A 15,629-nucleotide genomic window follows, 5' to 3' on the forward strand; every position below is an offset into this window, starting at 1 on the left:
CGCCCTGTCCAAAACCTCCGGAGTTCTTCCGCTCCGGAGGTTTTGGCGGCGCGGTGTCGCCCGAACGCGCCGCCCGCCAGGTGGCTGCGGGCCATGCGTGTGACGGTGAGCGTACTGCCGACACCGTCGACGCCCGGAGCTTTGCCATGGCAGACCTGCAGGACGAACTGACCGCCACCGCCGAGATAGGCGAGCTCGACGAGCTCGCCTCACCGACCGAGGAGGCTCCCGAGCCCCCCGCGGACGACACGCTCGCCCGCGCCCGTGCCCTCCTCACGACCCACCCCGTCGCCGACGGCTACTGCGGTCTGCCCGCAACGCTGCGCACCCTGCCCTGGTACGACCTCGAACTGGGCGACAGCTCGGTCGACACCGACCTGCCCCGGCTGCGTGACGGAGGTGTCGGCGCCCTCCTGTGGACGCTGCGCCTGCTGCCCGGCACGGCGCACGCCGAGCACCCGGTCACCGCGGTCCTCGAACAGCTCGACTTCGCCAAGCAGGTCGTGGCCGACCACCCCGAGGGCCTGCGCCTGGCCCGCTCCGCCTCCGAGTCGTGCGACGCCCGCGACTACGGCCGCATCGCCGTCCTCATGGGCCCTGCGCCGGCCGCCGCGATCGGGGCCTCCCTCGCCACGCTGCGCGCCCTGCACACGCTCGGCCTGCGCGTGCTCACCCTCACCGGCACCTCCTGGGCCACGGACGCGGGGCTGACCCGGTTCGGCGACGAGGTGGTGCGCGAGATGCACCGGATCGGCGTCCTCGCCGACCTCACCGGCGCCTCCGTGCGCACGGCCCGCCGGGTCCTCGCCCTCACCAAGGCCCCGGTGATCCTCACCCACTCAGGGGCCCTCGCCCTCAACAGCCACCCCGACAACGTCCCCGACGATCTGCTCGCCGACCTCGGCGCGGCCAAGGGCGTGTGCCTCGTGCCGTGCTCCGCGGAGCGCACAGGATCCGGACTCGGCGACGTCGCCGACCATCTGGACCATGTGCGGCGGGTGGCGGGCCCGGAGTCCGTCGGCCTCTCGGGCGCGTACGACACCGGAGCCGTGCACCCGGACGGCCTCGCCGACGTCTCGCGCTATCCGCACCTCATCGCGGAACTGATCGAGCGGGGCTGGCCGGACTCGGATCTGGCACGCCTCACGTGGGGCAACGTCCAACGCGTGCTGCGCGAGACGGAGTTCGCGGCACGAGCGGCCGCGCTGCGCCGCCCGCCGTCGACGGCGAGGATCGAACTCCTCGACACCTGACGGGCGGCCGGGGGAGCGGACTCAGCAGGCGCACAGGCAGAACGGGTGCCCCGCCGGGTCCGCGTAGACCCTCCAGGTGCGCGAGCGGTCCTCCGCGTCGAGGACCTTCGCGCCCAGGGCCAGCACGCCCTTCTCCGCCGTGTCGAGGTCCTCGACCGTGAGGTCCAGGTGGAACTGCTGCGGCCGGTCGGGCGCGGGCCAGGACGGTGCCGCGAAGTCGGGCGCCGCCTGGAACGCGAGCGGCCGGCCGCCCGGCACCTCCAGGTCGACCCACGTGCCGTCGTCGCTCGTCACGGTGCCGCCGAGCACCTCCGCATAGAAATCGGCGAGCGCGCGCGGGTCGGGACAGTCCAGGACGACGACACCCAGCGTGGCGAGAGCCATGACATCTCCTCGGTGTGAGGGTTACCCGTAGCGGCGTGCATGAGGTAACCGCGTTACTGCATGCTCCCGCAAACGACAGACCCTAGGCGGCGGGACGGCCCATCGCCCGGTACGTCCAGCCCGCCTTGCGCCACAGCACCGGGTCCAGCGCGTTGCGCCCGTCGAGGATCAGCTGTGTGCCGGCCAGCTCACCGAGCGCCGCCGGGTCCAGCTCGCGGAACTCGCGCCACTCCGTCAGGTGCAGGACCACATCCGCGCCCCGCACGGCCGCCTCTGCGGACTCCGCGTAGCCGAGCGTGGGGAACAGGCGCCGCGCGTTGTCCATGCCCTTCGGGTCGTAGACCGTGACCTGGCCGCCCTGGAGGTGGATCTGCCCGGCCACGTTCAGCGCCGGTGAGTCGCGTACGTCGTCGGAGTCCGGCTTGAACGTGGCGCCGAGCACCGCGACCCGCTTGCCCAGGAACGAACCCCCGCCGAGCGCTTCACGGGTCATCTCGACCATCTGGCCCCGGCGCCGCATGTTGATGGAGTCGATCTCGCGCAGGAACGTCAGGGCCTGGTCCGCGCCCAGCTCACCGGCGCGCGCCATGAACGCCCGGATGTCCTTGGGCAGGCAGCCGCCGCCGAAGCCGATCCCGGCCCGCAGGAACTTGGACCCGATCCGCTCGTCGTAGCCGATCGCCTCCGCGAGCTTCGCGACGTCACCGCCCGCGGCCTCGCAGACCTCGGCCATCGCGTTGATGAAGGAGATCTTCGTCGCCAGGAACGAGTTGGCGGCCGTCTTGACCAGCTCGGCCGTCGGGAAGTCCGTCACCACGAACGGCGAGCCCTGCCCGACCGGCGTCGCGTACACCTCGCGCAGGGTCTTCTCGGCGCGGTCGCTGCGCACACCGACCACGATCCGGTCCGGGTGCAGCGTGTCCTGGACGGCGAAGCCCTCGCGCAGGAACTCCGGGTTCCAGGCGAGCTCGACGTCGCCGCCCGCGGGCGCCAGTTCCAGGATGCGGGCCGCGAGGCGCTCGGCGCTGCCGACGGGCACGGTCGACTTGCCGACGACGAGTGCCGGCTTGCTCAGGTGCCGGGCCAGTGACTCCACCGCGGCGTCGACGTACGACATGTCGCAGGCGTACTCGCCGTGCTTCTGCGGGGTGTTCACGCACACGAAGTGGACGTCACCGAACTCGGCGACCTCGGCCCAGTCCATGGTGAAGCGCAGCCGCCCGGTCGATCCCTCGATCCCGGCGACGTGCTTGCGCAGCAGTTCCTCGAGACCGGGCTCGTACATGGGGACCTCGCCCCGCGTGAGCATCTCGATCTTCTCGGGCACGACATCGAGCCCCAGCACCTCGAAGCCGAGTTCGGCCATGGCAGCGGCGTGCGTGGCGCCGAGGTAGCCGGTGCCGATCACGGTGATCTTCAAGGCCATGAGAGAGCTCCAGAGGTGTACGGCTGCAGTGCGGCCCCGAGCATAGTCGGGCGTGACACGGGCACTCACAGGGCACGTTTCCGCTGTCGCGTAGCTCACGTATCCCTCTCGTGGGCAGACGCATAAAATTTGGGTTACTTAACGGTAATTAGCGTCCTTGGAGCGTGAGACACCTTGGCAGGATCGCCCGAATTCGACCTGTACCGTCCGGCCGAAGAGCACGACATGCTCCGCGCGTCCGTGCGGGCCCTGTGCGAGGCCAAGATCGCGCCGTTCGCCGCGGCGGTGGACGAGGAGGCGCGTTTCCCGCAGGAGGCCCTCGACGCCCTCGTCGCGAACGACCTCCAGGCGGTGCACGTACCGGAGGCCTACGGCGGCGCCGGAGCCGACGCCCTCGCGACCGTCATCGTGATCGAGGAAGTGGCCCGCGTCTGCGCGAGCTCCTCCCTCATCCCGGCCGTGAACAAGCTGGGCTCGCTGCCCGTCATCCTCTCCGGCTCCGAGGAGCTGAAGAAGAAGTACATGACGCCCCTCGCCAAGGGCGACGGCATGTTCTCGTACTGCCTCTCCGAGCCGGACGCGGGCTCGGACGCCGCGGGCATGAAGACGCGCGCGGTCCGCGACGGCGACTCCTGGGTGCTCAACGGCGTGAAGCGCTGGATCACCAACGCCGGCGAGTCCGAGTACTACACGGTGATGGCCGTCACCGACCCGACCAAGCGCTCGAAGGGCATCTCCGCCTTCGTCGTCGAGAAGTCCGACGAGGGCGTCTCCTTCGGCGCCCCGGAGAAGAAGCTCGGCATCAAGGGCTCCCCGACGCGCGAGGTCTACCTCGACAACGTTCGCATCCCCGCCGACCGCATGATCGGCGAGGAGGGCACCGGCTTCGCCACGGCGATGAAGACCCTGGACCACACCCGCGTCACCATCGCGGCCCAGGCCCTCGGCATCGCCCAGGGCGCCCTCGACTACGCCAAGGGCTATGTCAGGGAGCGCAAGCAGTTCGGCAAGCCGATCGCCGACTTCCAGGGCATCCAGTTCATGCTCGCCGACATGGCGATGAAGATCGAGGCGGCCCGCGCGCTGACGTACCAGGCCGCGGCCAAGTCGGAGCGCGGCGACGCGGACCTCACCTTCCAGGGCGCCGCGGCCAAGTGCTTCGCCTCGGACGTCGCCATGGAGGTCACCACGGACGCCGTCCAGCTCCTCGGCGGCTACGGCTACACCCGCGACTACCCGGTCGAGCGCATGATGCGCGACGCGAAGATCACGCAGATCTATGAAGGCACGAACCAGGTCCAGCGGATCGTGATGGCCAGGAACCTGCCGTAACAAGGGTTTCGCTGCGCAGGAGATCCTGGGCCGGTACTGACCTGCACAGACACCACGGCCCCCGGCATGCTGCCGGGGGCCGTTCGGGTCTGGATTCCGGTGTGGCCGGTCAGGGCAGGATCTCGACGTACCCGTCGGTTCCGTGCACGCGGATCCGCTGCCCGTCCCGGATCAGCCGGGTGGCCTGCTCCACGCCCACGACGGCCGGCAGGCCGTACTCCCGGGCGATCACCGCGCCATGGGTCATCAGGCCGCCCACCTCCGTCACCAGGCCCGCGATTCCGACGAACAGCGGCGACCAGCTGGGGTCCGTGAAGGCCGTGACCAGGATGTCGCCCGCTTCGAGATCGGCCTTCGCCATGTCGAGGATGACGCGGGCCCTTCCCTCGATGGTCCCGGCGGAGACCGGCACGCCGATCAGGGCGCCGTCCGGTACGTCGTCGCGCCGGTACGCCCCGGTGACGGCCTCACCGTCCGATGTGAGCACCCGGGGCGGGGTGAGCGCGTGGTACGACCGGAACGCGTCCTTGCGCTCCGTGATGAGCCGGTCATCCACCTGGTTCGAGCGCACGGCGTCGTGGAGTTCCTGGAACGTGAGGTAGAAGATGTCCTCCTTCTCAGGAAGCACGCCCGCCTGCACGAGGCGCTCGGCCTCCTCCAGCAGGGCCTGCTTGTAGACGAAGTAGCGGCTGATGATGCCGTACTTGGGGTACTCCCGGTACCCGATGAAGGTTCTGACCCGGTCGATCATCCGCTTGGTCTCGTCGGCCTTCCGGTCCCCGTCCGGCAGGGCCCGCAAGCGGGTCAGCACGTCCTGTTCCTTCTGCTGCGCCTTCTGCCGCCCCTGCTCGAAGCGCTGCTCCGCGGCGCCCGGCCCGAAGTTCCTGACGTTGTCGAGGATCACGGGCACGAGCGTGGTGGGGCGCTCGCGCCAGCGGGGCCTCGTGATGTCGATCTCGCCGACGCAGCGCATGCCGTACCGGTCGAGGTAGGCCTCGATGGCGTCGCGCGCTTCGGTCCCGCCCGCGACTTTCGCCAGCTCGTCCAGGAAGGCTGTGTCCCCGGCGTTCTCGACGCCCTGGAGGAACGCCACCACCTCCGACCGCGGGCGGATCACGTCCGCGACGTCGAGCAGCTCAAGGCCCATCTCCGACGTGATGTTGTCGGGGGCGGACAGGGTGAGCGTGTCAGCCGCGTTCTTCTCGCCCAGCCACTCCTGCAGCTTGTCGTTGAGCCACCACGTGGCCTCCATCCCCGCCATGATCGCCTGAATGCTCAGCGGATCACTGAGGACCCGCTTGTGCTCCTCGAAGGCCTCCAGCAGGAAGTCGAACAGCGCCGGTCCGGTCTTCGTCCGGACGTCGCGCTCCAGGGCGGCGATGGACACCTGACTGCGCTCGATCAGCTTGGTGACGACGGCCGGATCGGTCTCGATCGGGGCGGGCGCACCGCCGGCCGGCGGCCCGCCGGGGCCCGCGTCCGGGAGCGACGGGACGAAATCGTCGCGGTCGAGGACGGTCTCCAGAGCGTTCCTGATCAGCGGATCGCCCTTCCCCATGGCGTCCAGGAGGCCGGCGCGGCTCGCGGGCGAGGCCAGGCGCCGGGTGACGTCGACGAACAGCCTCCCGCCGGCCTCGTGCATCGGCACCATGGCCGTCAGCTGCCACATGGAGAACCCCAGGGGCTTCATGGGGTCGGTCATCATCTGTCCGTGACCGACGGAGACGTAGACGTGATTCTCCTGGTCGCCGGTCTCGGGGACGGGGAACAGCGTCGTGATCGGCCGGCTCTGAACGATCTGGAAGTCATCGTCGACCAGGCACCATTCGATGTCCTGCGGGCGGCCGAAGTGCGCTTCGATCCGTCGCCCGAGCTGCACGAGCCGCAAGGCCTGAGCGTCCGTCAGCGCCGGCTGCTCCTGCCGCTGCGAGTCGACCGCCACTTCCTGCGTACCGCCGGCCGGCAGGGCGTGAACCGCACGCTGTTTGGCGGCGATCGCCTTGGCGACGACTTCGCCGTTTCGCACCTTGAAGACGTCCGGGTTCACCAGGCCGGAGACCAGGGCCTCGCCGAGGCCGAAACCGGCGTCCACGGTGGCGACCTTCCGGTTGCCCGTGACGGGGTCGGCCGTGAACAGGATGCCGGCCGCATGCGGGAAGACCATCTGCTGCACGACCACGGCCATGTGGACCGTACGGTGGTCGATGCCGTTGCGCTGGCGGTAGGTCACGGCCCGCTCGGTGAACAGCGAGGCCCAGCACCGGCTGACGTGCTGGAGGATCGCCGTCGGCCCCATGACGTTCAAATACGTGTCCTGCTGGCCGGCGAAGGAGGCCGTGGGCAGGTCCTCCGCCGTCGCGCTGGACCGGACGGCGTAGGCGGTCTGCTCGCCGGGCTCGCCTCGCCGGCCGAGCGCGCGGGTGATCGCCGCCGCGAGATCGTCCGGGACGGCGATCCCCTCGATGGTCCGGCGGATCTCCGCGCTCTGCGTACGGATCGCCTCCCGGTCGTCCGGGTTCAGACGCGCCAACTGGTCGAGCCGCTCGTCGATCGACGCTTCCGCCATGATCCGCCGGAAGGCGTCCGTCGTCACGCAGAAGCCGGCCGGCACGCGGACGCCTTCGATCCGCGACAGCCCGCCCAGGTGCGCGCCCTTGCCACCGACGACCGCGACCTGCGTCTCGCCGACCTCTTGAAGATCCAACACGTACCGCTCACTCATCGCGTCACCTCCGAGGCGGCCGTGCTCCGTTGTACTGCGGTGGCCGATCGAGTCACCGGGGCCTCTCCCACTCCGTCGAACCTCTTGCCGAGCACCCCGCACCTCCGCGCCGGGCCCCCGCAACTGCAGGCCGCCGATTCTGCGCCATGACCTGGGCCTTGCGGCAAGTCCCCCACTGCGCTATATGTTGAGAGTGGCAAGGAGAGGGCTCTCCTTGCCTTTGTTTTTTGCCGTCCGACGGCAGGCGGGACGACTCTCCAGGAGCAGACCGGACACGGATGGGTGGACGAGCACGGCAACGTGATCGGCGCCGAACGACCGCACAGAAACGGGGCAGTTGGCCCGGGCCGGATCTCTGGCCCGGGCCAACTGCCCCGTTTCTTACGTCAGTTGCCCGACACCGTCACCGGTGCGTCGTCCTTGAGCTCGCCCACCAGCTGCTTGACCTTGGTCTTGTCCCAGACGAGGTTGCCGTTGACGGAGCCGGAGACCGGCATGTTCATCGACTTGCCGTCGCCGCCGGTGACGCCCTTCATGGCGAAGAACATCGAGCCGAGGTCCCACAGGCTCATGTCCTTGTCGACGACGAGCGAGTCGAGGCCCGCGCCCATCGTCGGGTAGAGCTTGAACGGGTTCAGGACCGTCGACGGGGTGGCCACCTGGTGGGCCAGCGCCGACAGGAACGCCTGCTGGTTCTTGGTGCGCTGGAGGTCGCTCGCCGCGAACGCGTGGCGCGTACGGACGAAGGCCAGGGCCTGCTGGCCGTTCAGCGTCTGCTTGCCCTTCTGGAAGTCGGCTCCGGACCACTTGTCCTTGAAGCCCTCCTTCAGGTTCATCTCGACGCCACCGACCGCGTCCACGATCTTCGCGAAGCCGCCGAAGCCGATCTCCGCGTAGTGGTCGATGTGCAGCCCGGTGTTGAACTCGACGGTCCGCACGAGCAGTTCGGGGCCGTCCTCCGCGTACGCGGCGTTGAGCTTCACCTGGCGGCCCTGGTTCGGGTAGAGCTTGCCGGAGTCCGAGCCCTTGTAGGACGGGATGGTGACGTTCGAGTCACGCGGCAGGGAGATCATCGTGCTGCCGTTGTCGCCGGTGTGCAGGATCATCATCGTGTCCGTGCGCTTGCCCTCGGCGGACCCGGTGTGCAGCTTCTTCTTCTCCTCGTCGGACATTCCGGCCCGGCTGTCCGTGCCGACGATGAGGTAGTTGGTGCCCTGGCCGGTCTCGGGCCGTTCTATGACCTTGGAGAGGTCGACGTCGCGGTGGAGCTTGGAGTCGGCCCAGAAGTACGTGCCTATGCTCACACCGAGGAACACGACGACGAGGGTGAGGACGGCCCACTTGATGCGCCGACGCCAGTTCGGCCGCGGCCGCGGGGGCGCGTAACCGTCGGCCGGGTCGTTGTCGTTCGGTACGTAGCCGCTGCCGCCGCGGCGCCCGCCGCCACCGCCGTAGACCTGGCCGGTGTTGTAGCCGCTGTCGTACTGGTCCCCGTAGCCCTCGCCGTACGAGGGCTGCGCCGGCACCGTCGGCCGGGGCGGCGCGGAGCGGCGGGAGCCGCCGCCCTGTCCGCGCTGCACGTGCGGCATCGCGCGGGCGCCCTCGGGGCGCGCGCTGGAACTGCCGCGACCGTAACCGCGGTCGCCGCCGCCCTGACTGTCGCCCCAACCCTCTGGCCAATCATTCATGGCCCCAGTGTGCCGTCCGGTGCTGTGTGCCCCACAAGGGTGGGTGGGGAATCGGACCCGGGCTGTTGCAGAGCTGACACAAAGCAACCCGTGTCCTGCCCGGCATAAGGTGGAGGCCATGACAGACCAGGCCCGCGGCACGGAATCCGAAATTCCGGGTAAGCCGACCTCAGCTTCCCGTACGACGTTGTCGCACATCATGACCCATAACGACACCAACCTGCTCGGAACGGTACATGGTGGCGTGATCATGAAACTGGTCGACGACGCGGCGGGCGCCGTGGCAGGCCGGCACTCCGGCGGACCCGCCGTCACCGCCTCCATGGACGAGATGGCCTTCCTGGAGCCGGTGCGCGTGGGCGACCTGGTCCATGTGAAGGCTCAGGTCAACTGGACGGGCCGGACCTCCATGGAGGTCGGGGTCCGGGTCCTCGCCGAGCGCTGGAACGAGTCGACGCCGGCGCAGCAGGTCGGCTCCGCCTACCTCGTGTTCGCCGCGGTCGACGGCGACGGCAAGCCGCGCTCGGTGCCGCCGGTCCTGCCGGAGAGCGAGCGCGACAAGCGGCGCTGCCAGGAGGCCCAGATCCGCCGCCAGCACCGGCTCGCGCGCCGCCGGGCGATCATGGAACTGCGGCAGCAGCGCGCGGCCGACGGCATCGAGGACTGAGCCCTTCGGAGGCGGACCGGCGTCAGCCGCACACCACCTGGTCCCCGGTGACCGCCCCGAACTCGCCCTGGCGCGAGTCCTCGGCCCGCACCGCGCGCACGGCCTCGAAGTCCGGGCCGGCCAGCACCTTCAGTACCGCACCCTGTCCCTTCACTGCCTGCAACTGCGCCCCCGGCAACGCCGTCGCCAGCGCCTTCGCCGACTGGTCCCAGCGCGGGTCGTAGAGGACCACCGTGTGCTGGGCGGTGCGCTGCGCCGCGTTCATCGGCGTACCGCTCGTGCGGAACCCCGTCCCCCGCAGCCCCGCGTCCACCTTCCTGCCGAGCCCCGGCGTCATCGTGCCGTTCTCGACCTGGACGCGGATCTGCTGCGGGGCGACGCCGACGACCGTCTCCTTCTTCTTCGTTTGGTGCACGGCGAGCGGCTTGTCCTCGCGCAGCGCCTTGAACAGCTTCGTGGACTTCGCCGGGTCCCACTTCACCGTCGAGCCGATGCCCTTGACCGGGAAGCTGGCCTGACTGATCGGCACGGTCGTGAACTCCGACGACGACGGCGAGAACCCCCGCATCGCCTGCCCGAGCCCGACCATCTGGTCCGTGCCGAACCCCTTGTCCGCGCGCACGGAACTGAGCAGCGTGTGGACCACATCGCGGAATTTCACCGGGTTCAGGAGCACTCCGGACGACGTGGCCTTCGCGATGAGCGCGGCGAGGAAGCGCTGCTGGCGCTGCATCCGGCCCAGGTCGCCCGCCCCGTCGGTGTGCCGGGCGCGCACGTACTGGAGGGCCTGGCCGCCGTCGAGCGTGTGCGTGCCGACGGCCATGTCGAGCCCGGTGTACGAGTCCTTGAGCGGTTGCGCCGTGCAGATCTCGACGCCGCCGAGCACGTCCACCGTTTTCATGAAGCTGGTGAAGTCGACCTCCATGTAGTGGTCGATCTTCACGCCGGTCATGTGCTCGACGGTGCGCACGGTCAGATGGGGCCCGCCCTCCGCGTACGCCGCGTTGATCTTCACCGGGTGCTGTTGGTGCTGCTCGCCCGTCGTCCGGTCGGTGTGCGCGGGGATCTCGGCGTACGAGTCCCGGGGCAGGCTGACGATGCTCGCGCGGTCCTTGTCGGCGGAGAGGTGCACGATCATGATCGTGTCCGTGCAGTGACAGGGCGCGCCGCCCAGCCGGTACTTCTCCCTCTCCGCCGGGGTGATCTTGTCGCGGCCGTCGGTGCCGACGAGCAGCACATTCATCCCGTGACCGCCGGAGGGTCGGTTCTTCATGTCCTTGAAGGGGTCGATGCGGTTGATGTCCGTGTCGAGCCCGGTGACGACCGCGTGCCCGATCCCGGCGGCCGCGAGCACCGTGACCGAGACCGTCGTCGCCACCCGCATGGCCCACCGCGGCTTCCTCCTCCGTACGGGGGCGGGCACGGGGGGACGATGGCGCTCCTGCCGTGGGGGACGCGGCGGGCGTGCGGGGGAGCGGGTCGGCGGAGTGGGCACGTGGGGACACCTCCGAGAAGGTGGGCGTGGGATCGCGAGCACCGTAGGCCCACACGATCTCCTCCCCGCGGCAGTGACCACGGCGGCGCGCGCCGGTGTCCCCCATTAGCGGTAACGTGACGCCTGATGAACGCGAATTCCGACAAGCAGCTTCCGCCCGTATCGGTGATCATGCCCGTCCTCAACGAGGAGCGGCACCTGCGCGGAGCCGTCGAGGCGATCCTGGCGCAGGAGTACGGCGGCGAGATGGAGGTCGTGGTCGCGCTCGGCCCGTCCTCGGACCGCACGGACGAGATCGCCGCGGAACTCGTCCGCGAGGATCCCAGGGTCCACACCGTGGCGAACCCCACGGGCCGTACGCCCGCGGCGCTGAACGCCGCGATCGAGGCGTCCCGACACCCCATCGTGGTGCGCGTCGACGGGCACGGCATGCTCTCGCCGAACTACATCGCGACGGCCGTCCGCCTCCTTGAGGAGACCGGCGCGCAGAACGTCGGCGGCATCATGCACGCCGAGGGCGAGAACGACTGGGAGAACGCGGTCGCCGCCGCCATGACCTCGAAGATCGGCGTCGGGAACGCGGCCTTCCATACGGGCGGCGAGGCCCAGCAGGCCGAGACCGTGTTCCTGGGTGTCTTCCGGCGCGAGGCGCTGGAGCAGCAGGGCGGCTACAACGTGGAGTTCATCCGCGCCCAGGACTGGGAGCTGAACTTCCGCATCCGCGAGGCCGGCGGCCTGATCTGGTTCTCGCCCGAGCTGAAGGTCTCGTACCGGCCGAGGCCCAGCGTGAAGGCGCTCGCCAAGCAGTACAAGGACTACGGCCGCTGGCGCCATGTCGTCGCCCGCTACCACGAGGGCTCGATCAACCTGCGCTACCTCGCGCCGCCGGCCGCCGTGTGCGCGATCGCCGCGGGTGTCGTCGTGGGCGCGCTCGTGACGCCGTGGGGCTTCGTGATCCCGGGCGGCTACCTGGCGGCCATCGTGGCCGGTTCGGTGCCGGCCGGCAAGGGGCTGCCGCTGAAGGCGCGCCTGCAGATCCCGGTCGCGCTCGCCACGATGCACATGTCCTGGGGCTGGGGCTTCCTGACCAGCCCGCGCTCCCTCGCGAAGAAGGTCATCGCGTCGCGCCGCCCCGCGGTACTCAGCGAGGCGTGAGCCTTACGTCTGCTTTCTCCGGGGCCGAGCCGCTCGGCCCCGGAGCTTTGGCCTGAGTCACCAGGTGAAGTTCTTGTTCACCTTCATGCAGGCCTTCGTGTCCGACCCGTTGAGCGCGAGCGCGGTGTCCGGGGTGGTGTCGTCGTCCTTCGAGGACTTCGGGTAGGTGTTCCCCTCCCGCCAGTCGTCGCCCACGATGAGTGTCACCCCTGAGACGCCGGTCGACTTCTTCACCGAACTCAGCGGAACACCAAGGGACTTGGCGACCCGCTGGGCATCGCCCTCCAGGTCGACGCTCGGGAAGCGGATGACCGTCTTCTCCTCGCTCAGCGACACCGACTGGTCGGCGGACGACTTCGTGAAGCCCTTCGTGACCAGGATCTGAGACACCGTGCTCGCCCGGCCCGACGCCGCGGGCAGCTGCGCCGTCCGCGTGCCGTTCTGCACCTGTACCGCGATCTCGCCGTCGGGCGCCGCCGGGTCGTCCGACTCCTTGGGCGGCGCCTTCTTCTTGTCCTTGCCGTCCAGGGCCACATCCTCGCGCACAAGCCGGAACAGCTTGTCCGCGTCGCCCGGCTTCGGGGCCACGCGCGCGCCCACGTACACGAACGGCATCGTCGTCATCGTGATGCGATCCGGCGCGGGCTTCTTCAGCTCGTTGCTGAGGTCGTAGAGCTTCTTGACCGTGTCGAGGCCCTCGTCGACGCGGAGCGCCTTGGTGGCCTCCTCGGCGAGGGTGCGCAGCTTGCCGGGGTTGGTGATGGTGGCGTTCTCCCGCATCTGGCGCACCATCGAGTTCATGTACATGTGCTGCGCCTTGGTTCGGGCGATGTCGCTGCCGTCCTCGAAGCCGTAGCGCGTACGCAGCCACTGCAGGGCCTGCTTGCCCTTGACCGGGTGCGTGCCCTCCGCCAGCTTCAGGCCCGAGCCGTGGCCCTGGCTGTCCTTGGAGAGGATGTTGGCGTCCACGCAGACCGGTACGCCGCCGATCGCGTCCGCCATGGAGACCACGCCCGCGAAGTCGACCATCATGAAGTGGTCGATGTGGATGCCGGTCAGCAGTTCCCAGGTGGCCACCGTGCAGCCGGGGCCGCCCCGGCCGAGCGACTCGTTCGTCATCCGCCGCCCCACCGTGGCCGGGTACGCGTTGCCCGTCTTCGGGTCGGTGCACTTCGGCAGCTGGAGCAGCGTGTCGCGCGGCATGCTCACCACCGACATGTTGGTGCGGTCCGCGGAGAGGTGGACCAGCATCTGCACGTCCGCGAGCGGTACGCCGCCGAAGGTCTCCTTGGCGCCGCCGAGCTTCTGGTTGGCCTTGGAGTCCCGCGCGTCCGAGCCGATCAGCAGGATGTTCAGCGGGGTCTGGCCCGCCGCGTTCGGCGTCGGCTTCGCCGCCTGGTGCTCGCCGATGTTGAGCTTGTCCGTCTTGATGTTGCTGTTGAGATGCTCGTACCAGAGATAGCCCGCTCCCGCGGTGCCGAGTACCAGTACGGCGAGAGTGATCGAGAACCAGCGCAGTATCCGGTGTTTGCGGCGCCGCGGGCGCGCGCCGCCGCGCCGGTGCCCGCGCGGCCTGCCGCCGTCACCCTGCCCCTGCTTCGGTACCCGCCCCTGTCCGCCGTCCGGCCCCCCGGCCGAGTGCCGACTGTCACGCACACTGCTCTGCCTCATGCCCCACCCCTCCCGCCCCCGGCCTACACGTCGGCCGCCCCGATCCTGTCTGTTAGACAGTCAAGAGGCGGCCGAGGTTGGTCACTTGGCGCACACAGTCTTGTCCGCTGTCGCCTTCTGGATGTCCGCCGGCGCCTTCGCCGGGGCGGCGATGGGTGTCCCGGCCTCCTTGAAGTCGGCTCCGAGGGTCAGGATCATCGCGGGCAGACCCTGGTCGTTCTTCTCGCTCTTGCCGGGCTTCATGGCGGATGAGGGCAGCCCCATGATGTCGGCGAGCTTGCGGGCCTGGTCGGCCTGGTCCGGCGCGTACTCGAGCGTCGTCTTCGGCAGCTTCTTCGGCGCGTTGCCCAGCTGGCTCGACTTGAGGACGCCCTCGTTGTTCTGCAGCCACGTCAGCGTCGCCTGCGCGGCGCCGACGGTCTCGCTGCCGTTGTAGATGTCGACCCGGACCTCGGAGGCGTCGGCGCGGGAGCCCTTGAGCAGCGCGTCCTGCTTCGACTTGGCGGCCTTCTTGTCCTTCGCCACCTCGGTCAGGGACACGTCGTTCTGGAGCATCGCGAACAGCGGGTCCGCCTTGGCCGGGTTGACGACGACCGTCGCGTGGACCTTCTCGGCGGGGTTGTCTATCACGGGCAGCGTGGTGAAGGTGATGTTCTTCGGCGGCACCTTCTTCAGCTCCAGGGCCACGTCCTTGAGCTCGCTGAGGCTTCCGATGCCGCTGTCCACGGTCAGCGCCTTGGTCGCAGCCTCGGCCAGGCCGGACAGCTTGGTCGGGCTGGTGAGGGTGTCACTGGAGCTCATCTTGCGCATCAGCGATCCGAGGAACTGCTGCTGCTGCTGGATGCGGTCCAGGTCGCCCTGGTTGCCGAAGCTGTGCCGGGTGCGCACGAACGCGAGGGCCTGTTCGCCCTGCACGGTGTGCTTGCCCTTGGAGAGTTTCAGATGCGAGTCGGGGTCGTTGACGTCCTTGGCGAGACAGATGTCCACACCGCCGACCGCCGTCGTCAGCGTCTTGACGGCGTTGAAGTCGGCCATCATGAAGTGGTCGGGCTGAACTCCCGTTATGGCCTTGACCGTTGCCATCGTGCAGCCCGCGTCCCGGCCGCTCTGGCCGAGGCTGGTGTTGAAGCGGATGTCGGGCGTTCCGGGGATCGTCTTCTCCACCCCGTCCTCCCTCACCTTGCAGTCCGGGATGTCGGTGATGAGGTCGCGCGGGATGCTCAACGCCGTCGCGTTCGAACGGTCCTTGGCCACGTGCAGCAGGATGTTGGTGTCCGCGTGGCCGACGCTGTTCTTGTCGCCGTAGCCCGCGTTGCCCTTGCCGGTGCGCTTGTCCGTGCCGATCAGCAGGATGTTGAACGCCTCGTCCTTGCTGAAGCCGTTCTTCGCGCCGACGACGTCCTGCTTGTCGATGTTGCCGTCGAGGTGGCGCAGATAGAGATACGCCCCGCCCGCGCCGGCGACCAGGACGAAGGCCATGACGCCGCCCGTCCACAGGAGTGCCTTCTTGCCCTTGGACTTCTTCTTGCTCTTGGACCGGCGCCTGCCGGCCGGCTCCGGCTGCGGGGCCCGCCGCCTGCGCTGGCCGGGCACTTCGCGGCTGTCCTGTTCCTCACGGGACCTGCCGTTCTGCCGGGTCTGCCCGGTCTGTCCCCGTCGCCCGGTGGGGCGTTGGGAAGACCTGCGAGGTGCGGGTACGGCCGACTGCCCAGAGGAAGGGTTCAGTCGCAGTTCGTAATCGCCGGTGTTCGGGTTGAGTACCCACTGGTCTGCGGGGTCGATGTTGTCCGCCCGCCCACGGCCTTGCGCGTCCACGGTTGTCTGCATCCTCCGTCG

General features: G+C 69.5%; 11 protein-coding genes. 4 read left to right on the top strand and 7 right to left on the bottom strand.

Translation table 11 applies throughout. The features are described from left to right. Window positions 1-146: 146 nt before the first annotated feature. Complete coding sequence (locus tag OG574_RS27810) at window positions 147-1,253, top strand: dipeptidase (protein WP_326775423.1); 1,107 nt, start codon at window positions 147-149, stop codon at window positions 1,251-1,253. Window positions 1,254-1,274: 21 nt separating this feature from the next. Here the strand turns inward: OG574_RS27810 and OG574_RS27815 are convergent, their stop codons facing one another. Together OG574_RS27815 and OG574_RS27820 are read right to left on the bottom strand one after the other, a co-directional pair. Beyond that, complete coding sequence (locus tag OG574_RS27815; protein WP_326775424.1) at window positions 1,275-1,637, bottom strand: VOC family protein; 363 nt, start codon at window positions 1,635-1,637, stop codon at window positions 1,275-1,277. 82 nt (window positions 1,638-1,719) lie between these two features. Further along, a complete protein-coding gene (locus tag OG574_RS27820; protein ID WP_326775425.1) occupies window positions 1,720-3,063 on the bottom strand; it encodes a UDP-glucose dehydrogenase family protein in 1,344 nt (447 codons plus the stop codon). A 174-nt stretch (window positions 3,064-3,237) separates the two neighbouring features. On the opposite strand from OG574_RS27820, the gene OG574_RS27825 reads away from it, so the two are divergent. Beyond that, window positions 3,238-4,395 carry an acyl-CoA dehydrogenase gene (locus tag OG574_RS27825; RefSeq protein ID WP_326775426.1) on the top strand — a complete coding sequence of 386 codons (1,158 nt, stop codon included), beginning with the start codon at window positions 3,238-3,240 and terminating at the stop codon, window positions 4,393-4,395. A gap of 109 nt (window positions 4,396-4,504) precedes the next feature. Here the strand turns inward: OG574_RS27825 and rph are convergent, their stop codons facing one another. Together rph and OG574_RS27835 are read right to left on the bottom strand one after the other, a co-directional pair. Further along, window positions 4,505-7,117, bottom strand: coding sequence for a rifamycin-inactivating phosphotransferase (rph, locus tag OG574_RS27830; protein ID WP_326775427.1), 2,613 nt, complete (start codon window positions 7,115-7,117; stop codon window positions 4,505-4,507). A 386-nt stretch (window positions 7,118-7,503) separates the two neighbouring features. Further along, on the bottom strand, window positions 7,504-8,805 hold the full coding sequence (locus OG574_RS27835) for an LCP family protein (protein WP_326775428.1): 1,302 nt from the start codon (window positions 8,803-8,805) through the stop codon (window positions 7,504-7,506). Window positions 8,806-8,923: 118 nt separating this feature from the next. Here OG574_RS27835 and OG574_RS27840 point away from each other — a divergent pair, with 118 nt between their 5' ends. After that, window positions 8,924-9,472 (top strand): acyl-CoA thioesterase, encoded by a 549-nt coding sequence (locus OG574_RS27840; RefSeq protein ID WP_100597952.1) that lies wholly within the window; start codon window positions 8,924-8,926, stop codon window positions 9,470-9,472. A gap of 22 nt (window positions 9,473-9,494) precedes the next feature. On the opposite strand, the gene OG574_RS27845 is transcribed toward OG574_RS27840, so the two are convergent. After that, the gene (locus OG574_RS27845; protein ID WP_326775429.1) at window positions 9,495-10,967 is read right to left on the bottom strand and encodes an LCP family protein; all 1,473 of its coding nucleotides are present in this window, start codon (window positions 10,965-10,967) and stop codon (window positions 9,495-9,497) included. Window positions 10,968-11,093: 126 nt separating this feature from the next. Here OG574_RS27845 and OG574_RS27850 point away from each other — a divergent pair, with 126 nt between their 5' ends. Continuing rightward, window positions 11,094-12,122 carry a glycosyltransferase family 2 protein gene (locus OG574_RS27850; protein ID WP_326775430.1) on the top strand — a complete coding sequence of 343 codons (1,029 nt, stop codon included), beginning with the start codon at window positions 11,094-11,096 and terminating at the stop codon, window positions 12,120-12,122. Between the two features lie 57 nt (window positions 12,123-12,179). On the opposite strand, the gene OG574_RS27855 is transcribed toward OG574_RS27850, so the two are convergent. Together OG574_RS27855 and OG574_RS27860 are read right to left on the bottom strand one after the other, a co-directional pair. Beyond that, window positions 12,180-13,793, bottom strand: coding sequence for an LCP family protein (locus OG574_RS27855; protein ID WP_326775431.1), 1,614 nt, complete (start codon window positions 13,791-13,793; stop codon window positions 12,180-12,182). Between the two features lie 81 nt (window positions 13,794-13,874). Beyond that, complete coding sequence (locus OG574_RS27860; RefSeq protein ID WP_326778645.1) at window positions 13,875-15,608, bottom strand: LCP family protein; 1,734 nt, start codon at window positions 15,606-15,608, stop codon at window positions 13,875-13,877. Window positions 15,609-15,629: the final 21 nt, after the last annotated feature.

This window comes from Streptomyces sp. NBC_01445 (assembly GCF_035918235.1).
Lineage (GTDB): Bacteria > Actinomycetota > Actinomycetes > Streptomycetales > Streptomycetaceae > Streptomyces.

Excerpts from the sequence above, each read along its gene's own strand:
- OG574_RS27855 (WP_326775431.1), bottom strand. The coding sequence starts at position 13,793 with ATGAGGCAGAGCAGTGTGCGTGACAGTCGGCACTCGGCCGGGGGGCCG.
- OG574_RS27850 (WP_326775430.1), top strand. The coding sequence starts at position 11,094 with ATGAACGCGAATTCCGACAAGCAGCTTCCGCCCGTATCGGTGATCATG.
- OG574_RS27835 (WP_326775428.1), bottom strand. The coding sequence starts at position 8,805 with ATGAATGATTGGCCAGAGGGTTGGGGCGACAGTCAGGGCGGCGGCGAC.
- rph (WP_326775427.1), bottom strand. The coding sequence starts at position 7,117 with ATGAGTGAGCGGTACGTGTTGGATCTTCAAGAGGTCGGCGAGACGCAG.
- OG574_RS27815 (WP_326775424.1), bottom strand. The coding sequence starts at position 1,637 with ATGGCTCTCGCCACGCTGGGTGTCGTCGTCCTGGACTGTCCCGACCCG.
- OG574_RS27820 (WP_326775425.1), bottom strand. The coding sequence starts at position 3,063 with ATGGCCTTGAAGATCACCGTGATCGGCACCGGCTACCTCGGCGCCACG.
- OG574_RS27840 (WP_100597952.1), top strand. The coding sequence starts at position 8,924 with ATGACAGACCAGGCCCGCGGCACGGAATCCGAAATTCCGGGTAAGCCG.
- OG574_RS27810 (WP_326775423.1), top strand. The coding sequence starts at position 147 with ATGGCAGACCTGCAGGACGAACTGACCGCCACCGCCGAGATAGGCGAG.